The following is a 6,840-nucleotide window of genomic DNA, read 5'->3' on the forward strand; positions in this document are numbered from 1 at the left end:
ACGTTTTTTGCGTAGTTTTTATCTGAGGTGATGAAAATGTATGCAGCGTTAGATGAACGTGGAACTTTGATTTATGCACAGGAGGCAGTGGAAAGTCAGAAGTATTTTTGTTGTCACTGTGATCAGCAGGTTAAGCTGATTTTAACTGAGAGCCGGAAATACTTTCGCCACGCTAATAAGTCGAATAACAGTATTAACGAACGATTGATTCACCAAAAAGGCAAGCAGCTGATTTTAGATGAATTGGCCAATTATGATTTTAAGAAGGTTGAAAGTGAATACTATTTGGCTGATATTCAACAACGACCAGATATTTTTATTAATCGGGAATTAGTTATTGAGTATCAGTGTGCTCGGATTGATGAGTCTGTTTTGGAAGAACGCGTTGCAGGATATCGAAAGTTAGGCTTGGAAAGTATCTGGATTTTAGGAGGAGCTTACTTAGAAGTAGGGGTACGACGTGAACATTTGAAATTTATTTCGTATAGTGAAAATTATGGTTATTTTTTATTGCTGTTAGATTCCTTGAACCAGCGTTTAACTTTGTTCCATCACATAAAATTTATAGGCCCGTTCAATAAAATTTTTTATCAACGAGAAATTTTTTCAAAGGATAATTTGCCTAATCTTTTCACACTTCAAGTTAGCGAATATCCGATTAATCCGATGATGATGCAAAACCATTTACTGAAGAAATTACGTCAAAAAAATGATCCTCAATCGCAATGGGTCAAAATGAATTTTTATCAACAAAATGGACAAACGGTTGAAGCTTATTTGGAAGATTATGCTTTTGTGCCACAGGCTCCAATTTATCAGACACCAGCTTGGCAACAGGTTTGTGGTATAGAAATAAATCTGTTAAAACAGCCATTACTAAGACATGACCAAATAAAAAAGCCTCCACAGTTGTGAAGGCTTTTTTGACGCTTATATTCGCTTGTTTCAAATTACCGTCTGAATTTATCCAAACTGATAACAGAACAAGAATTAGCATAACTTTGCGTTTGTGGAAGTTCTCGTTCCAACATCGCATTAATATTATTGGTAATACTTTCTTGAGAACGTGAGTCGCCGAAGTCGTTGATCATCATACCAGGACGTTCTTCATTGTCGAGATCAAAGACCACAGCTGTGGGAGCTTTTTGAATTTTCATTTCCATTGATAATTGCTGGTCACGTTTTAGACCTTGAACAACGCATTGACTTTCTTTATCAGTCATAATTGACTTGTAATCAAGCCCGCTATTGTTAATTGCACGTTTGATAGTGGTATCATCAAAGGGATTGTTTAGAACGTTTATTTGTTCTTGAAGATTCATTAAAAAGTTACGTGCCTTTTTGTTTCCTTGGCAAGAGGCAGCCTTATATAGCTTAGCGGCTTCAAGCACTTCTTGTGAAGCAGTGGTGCGTTCCTCAATATCAGAAATTTTGAAACCTTTTAAATGCATGTAATCATTTATTGTAGCCATATTATAGTTCGTTACGAAATGATATTGTGTATCAATGTCATGTTTGCGAGTGAAATCGATGAATGCTTGTTCCACCTTTAAACAATACGAACATAAGGGATTAATATATAAGAATATTTCCCACATTACTTTTTCCCTCCATATCTCTATTGCATAGTCATTCTACCAACAATCTTTCAAAAGGTAAAATTATAAACTCATGAACATAATTCTAGAATTGAGTGAATCTTAAACGGATATACGATATATTTAATAAGTAACTAAAGGTTGTAGTGATTGTCAGCACTAAAACGACAGCAGCTGCTATTTATTGAATCATTGTTTGGGGCATATTAATTATCATAAGTGATCACGTTATGATTATACATAACTTACGAACGATTTGAAAAATTTTCAAATTGTATAGCAAGTTTCTATACATACTAATGTGTCAGTAGTAGTATATGCAAATTTTATGTCTCATAAATAAATTAATAGTAGTATAGAAGAGCCTATAGAAGTGAACGGGGTACAATCTTTAGTAAGTAAAAGTGAGGTCATTATGTCAGAGATTAAATGGAATGAATTTTTGATACCATATTCACAGGCGGTTGACGAATTAAAAATTAAATTTAGAAATTTACGTAAGGAATTTCTTGAAAAAAATGAACATTCGCCAATTGAATTTGTGACTGGCCGTGTTAAGACAGTTGATAGTATTCGCGAAAAAATGCGTCGTCGTTTTATTAGTGAAGAATTACTAGAACAAGATATGCAAGATATTGCCGGAATTAGAATTCAATGTCAGTTCGTGGAAGATATTTATGACGTTGCTAAACTGCTTCATATCAGAGAAGATATGCGGGTGATTGAGGAACGTGATTATATTGCTAACAGTAAACCCAGTGGTTATCGTTCTTATCACGTTGTCATTGAATATCCAATTCAAACTTCAACTGGTCAAAAAAATATTTTAGCAGAAATTCAAATTAGAACTTTGGCAATGAACTTCTGGTCAACGATTGAACACTCTTTGAACTACAAATATAAGGGTGATTTTCCTGAAGAAATTAATGAACGACTCAAACGTGCTGCTGAAGCTTCCTTCATGTTGGACGAAGAGATGTCCAAGATTCGTGAAGAAATTCAAGATGCACAACAATATTTCACTGATCGAAAACGTGATTTAAATAACCCGACGGAGCACGATAAAAAATGAAATTATGGATTAATAATAATAGTAAAGAAAAATCAGTTGCTGCAGCGAATAAGTTGCGCAGTAAATTGCTTGATGCTGGTCTAGTTTTGGATCGTCGTGACCCGCAATTGGTTATCAGTGTCGGTGGTGACGGTACGCTGTTGAGTACTTTTCATGCGTATGCAGCCCATTTAGACAAGGTTAAATTTCTAGCTCTCCATACAGGCCACTTAGGATTTTATTCTGACTGGACTGATACGGAAATCGATCATTTAGCTAACCGGATTATCGAATGCCAAGATAATATTCCTTCCACAAGTTATCCACTTTTGGATGTGATGGTCGAAAATAAAGAAGGTTCACTTTTCCATGGCATTGCCATTAATGAAACCGTAGTTAGACGTTTGTCATCTTTGACAATGAAGACACGTGTTGATTTAGACAAAGAATTTTTTGAAAGTTTTCGTGGGGATGGACTTTGTTTTTCAACGCCAACTGGTTCAACTGCTTATTCCAAGTCAATCGGTGGAGCTTTGATTCATCCCAAAATTAGTGTTTTCCAAATGATTGAAATTGCGTCAATCAATAACAGGGTTTACCGGACTATTTCGTCACCGATTATTATCCCTCACAACCAACAAGTCGATCTTTATCCACAAACTGCGGACGACTATGTAATTAGTTGTGATGGGATTACAACAAAATTAAAGAATGTTAAGAAGATTACGATTAAATTGAATTATCAACGTGCTCAATTTGCGCAATATCGACACAGACATTTCTGGACTAGAGTCGAAACAGCTTTCTTGGGACAAGATGAACAAAAATAATCGTATCTTAAAGTTCACAATTGGTGAAAATGACAAGAGAAATGTTCGTAAGTTTTTAGTCCAACACAAATTTTCTTCAAGTCAATTACACAATTTAAAAAATAAGGGTGGGCTAATCTTTGTTAATCATAAGCAGCGCCATTTCGACTTCAAACTGAAAATAGGTGATGAAATTTTAGTCATTTTGAATTCAGAGGAGCCGTCCGATTTGATTGCTCCCATTTCAGGTCCGGTTGATGTGATTTATGAAGATAGTTATATCCTCGTTGTGAACAAGCCACCTGGGATTGCCAGTTTACCAGCCAAAGCAAAGTCTGGGAAGACGATGGCTAATTTGGTCAAAGGTTATCTGTTAGCGAAAAAAGAGAATACTACAATTCACTTGGTAACGCGTTTGGATCGGAATACATCTGGTTTAATGGTCTTTGCCAAGACTTCGTATGCTCATTCTTTGTTAGACCAAATCTTGCACAGTGAAGACTTTCAAAAGTTTTATTTAGCGATGACTTATGGGCAAGTAAAACCTGAGAGTGGCTTGATTGATCTGCCGATTGGAATTGATCCGAACGCTTTTTATATGCGCAATATTGACTACCAAAAAGGTAAGCCATCCCGAACAATTTATGAGACAGTGGAAAACTTTCCTGATGCCAGTTTGTTGAAGTTGAAATTGCTAACTGGTCGGACGCATCAAATTCGGGTTCATTTGACTGCTATTGGTCATCCGATTATTGGGGATGATATGTACAGTGGCAAAGTCGATGCTCGAATCAATCGTCAGGCGCTTCACTGTTATCGTTTAAACATTGTTCATCCTGTGACCAAAAAGCTATTAAATTTGCGGGCACCATTGCCAGCAGATATGGTAATGTTAAAGAGTGTGTTAAGGGGTGAGAAGAATGGATGAAAACGAAAAAAGACTCCAAGATAAATTTACGCAATTAAAAGGTTATCTTGATAATGGTGATAAAAAACGTTTCCGAAAAACTTATTTGGATATGCATTTTTATGACCAGAGTACTTTTTACCTCACGTTAAATAAAACTGAGCGTGTAACGTTATACTCAATTTTAGAACCAGACGAAATGGGTGATATGTTCGATACGATTGAAGACGATAATCCAATGATTCCTGAACTTTTAAAGGAAATGGATCTCAATTATGCTTCAAAAATGTTGAATGATATGTACGATGATAATGCGGCCGATGTTTTGGAACATTTGGATAAAGTCGATGTTGATCGATTTTTAGAGCAGATGCCAAAGAATGATGCTAACAACCTACGTGGTTTGTTGCATTATGATACTGAAACAGCCGGTGGTATTATGACCACTGATTATGTAAAGTTTCATGAAGAAGAAAAAGCTGCTCAAGCGATTCGTGCTTTAAAGGAATATGCTAAAACAGCTGAAACGATTTATTATTTATACATTTTGGATCATCACGATGATTTAGTCGGTGTTATGTCATTGCGTGACCTGATTTTGCTTGATGATGATGATACATTGGGCGAAAAAATGAATAGCGATATTATTACGGTTAATGTTGATGCTGAACAAGCAGAAGTTGCGCAAGTCTTTAGAGATTATGAGTTCTTAGCCGTTCCAGTTGTTGACCATTCCAATCAATTAGTCGGTATCGTCACCGTTGATGATGTTATTGAAGTTATTGATGACGAAGCTCAACAAGATTATTCTGGTTTGGCCGGTGTTAGTATGGATGAGACCAACAATGACGGTCCATTCAAAGCCGCTTCCAAACGATTGCCTTGGTTAATTACCTTGTTGTTATTGAGTATGATTACGGCAACATTGATTAATCATTTTGAAGGATTGTTAGCAGAAGCTAGCATTTTAGCTGTCTTTATCTCGACCATTACAGGTACAGCGGGTAATGCCGGAACCCAAAGTTTGGCCGTGGCAGTTAGACGATTAGCCATTGAAGAAATTAATCGCCATGAATTTTTGAAGCTAATTGGTAAAGAGTTAGTAACAGGGTTTGTGACCGGATTAGTAACCGGAATCTCCGTCTTTTTATTAGTCGGAATTTGGAAACATAATTTTGTCCTCGGAATGGTTATCGGCTTAGCAATGTGTGCTGCCATTACCGTAGCCAACTTAGCCGGAAGTTTGATACCAATGTTGATGTCAAGCTTCGGTTTTGATCCAGCAGTTGCCAGTGGACCATTTATCTCAACATTGAGTGATTTAACATCAGTGTTGATTTATTTCAGTATTGCAGGGATGTTTATGCAGTATTTTGTTAAAGCATGAGAGAGCGGAGACAGGGCGGTCAGCTCCCGAGCATTTTCGTAGTTTAGTGAATTGCACGCGGTTTTTGCGTGTGATTTGCTAAACTATGAAAAGCGGAAGGAGTTGCCCTGTCGTAGCTCGTTTTGAGAGAGCGGAGCAGGCCCGGGAATTTCCGAGCATTTTCGTAGTTTAGTGAATTGCACGCTGGTTTTGCGTGTGATTTGCTAAACTATGAAAAGCGGAAGAAATTGGCCTGTGAAGCTCGTTTCAGAGCCACTGCATGTCCAACCGCACTAAAAAATAACTTAATAAAAAAGGTTCGAATCCTAAGGATATATATATTATCCAAAGAATTCGAACCTATTTATTTACCCAAATTTAATTATTAACACCATCAATAATCTTAGTACCATGCAATTCCTTAACCCCAAGTTTTTCAGCAATGGCATCAACATTTTCAAAGTTAACGCCACCACCAGGTAAAATAACGATTCTACCATCAGCGTAATCAATATACTTTTTAATATTATCCAAAGTATCGTCAATTGGTGTAGTCAATGGACCACCATGAGTCAAAATTCGGTCAACATCGTGATCAACCAACCAGTCAATGGCAGCTTTCTTATTGTCTTCAGCCAAAGCATCAAAAGCCATGTGGAAAACGATTTGCATACCAGCAGAAGCTGCAATTAATTGTTCCATAGCTTCTTCGTCAATATCGCCATCAGCAGTTAAAGCACCGAAAGCAACACCATCAACGCCAAGTTTTTGAGCTTCGAACAAGTCGGATTCCATCATTTTGATTTCCAAATCGTTATAGACAAAATCGCCACCACGAGGACGAATCATTTCGACGACAGGAACTGATTTTTCTTGCAAGTACTTTGTGGCTTCTTGCAAGACACCGTGACTAGGAGTTGTCCCTCCAACGGCTAAATTATCGTTCAGTTCGATTCGATTAGCACCCTTTAGAACAGCGGTGGGAATTTTAGTAAAGTTTTCTACAGCTACTTCTTTAAAAATAATAGTCAACCCCTCTTTATAATTGTGATTACATTCTAACAAATTTTAGGGTCTGGGGGGAATTTAAATATGCCGTCTCCAGAATC

Annotated in this window: 7 protein-coding genes; 5 read left to right on the forward strand and 2 right to left on the reverse strand. The window is 37.0% G+C overall.

Annotation, left to right across the window (positions count from 1 at the left end; translation table 11 throughout):
• Window positions 1-36: 36 nt before the first annotated feature.
• Window positions 37-915, forward strand: coding sequence for a competence protein CoiA (locus FD31_RS08480; RefSeq protein ID WP_057892344.1), 879 nt, complete (start codon window positions 37-39; stop codon window positions 913-915).
• A 35-nt stretch (window positions 916-950) separates the two neighbouring features.
• Here FD31_RS08480 and FD31_RS08485 read toward each other — a convergent pair whose 3' ends face one another.
• Complete coding sequence (locus tag FD31_RS08485) at window positions 951-1,598, reverse strand: DsbA family protein (protein ID WP_057892345.1); 648 nt, start codon at window positions 1,596-1,598, stop codon at window positions 951-953.
• 415 nt (window positions 1,599-2,013) lie between these two features.
• On the opposite strand from FD31_RS08485, the gene yjbM reads away from it, so the two are divergent.
• The 4 genes from yjbM to mgtE are packed head-to-tail and all read left to right on the forward strand — an operon-like array spanning window position 2,014 to window position 5,752.
• A complete protein-coding gene (gene yjbM / locus FD31_RS08490; RefSeq protein WP_057892346.1) occupies window positions 2,014-2,670 on the forward strand; it encodes a GTP diphosphokinase in 657 nt (218 codons plus the stop codon).
• The gene (locus FD31_RS08495) at window positions 2,667-3,479 is read left to right on the forward strand and encodes an NAD kinase (RefSeq protein ID WP_057892347.1); all 813 of its coding nucleotides are present in this window, start codon (window positions 2,667-2,669) and stop codon (window positions 3,477-3,479) included. The genes yjbM and FD31_RS08495 overlap by 4 nt, the downstream gene beginning before the upstream one ends.
• Entirely contained in the window at window positions 3,466-4,386 is a 921-nt protein-coding gene (locus FD31_RS08500) for an RluA family pseudouridine synthase (protein ID WP_057892348.1), read from the forward strand. The genes FD31_RS08495 and FD31_RS08500 overlap by 14 nt, the downstream gene beginning before the upstream one ends.
• Entirely contained in the window at window positions 4,379-5,752 is a 1,374-nt protein-coding gene (gene mgtE / locus FD31_RS08505) for a magnesium transporter (protein ID WP_057892349.1), read from the forward strand. Before FD31_RS08500 ends, mgtE begins: the two co-directional genes overlap by 8 nt.
• Window positions 5,753-6,109: 357 nt before the next feature.
• On the opposite strand, the gene FD31_RS08510 is transcribed toward mgtE, so the two are convergent.
• Complete coding sequence (locus tag FD31_RS08510; protein ID WP_057892351.1) at window positions 6,110-6,754, reverse strand: copper homeostasis protein CutC; 645 nt, start codon at window positions 6,752-6,754, stop codon at window positions 6,110-6,112.
• Window positions 6,755-6,840: the final 86 nt, after the last annotated feature.

This window comes from Companilactobacillus nantensis DSM 16982 (assembly GCF_001435815.1).
Lineage (GTDB): Bacteria > Bacillota > Bacilli > Lactobacillales > Lactobacillaceae > Companilactobacillus > Companilactobacillus nantensis.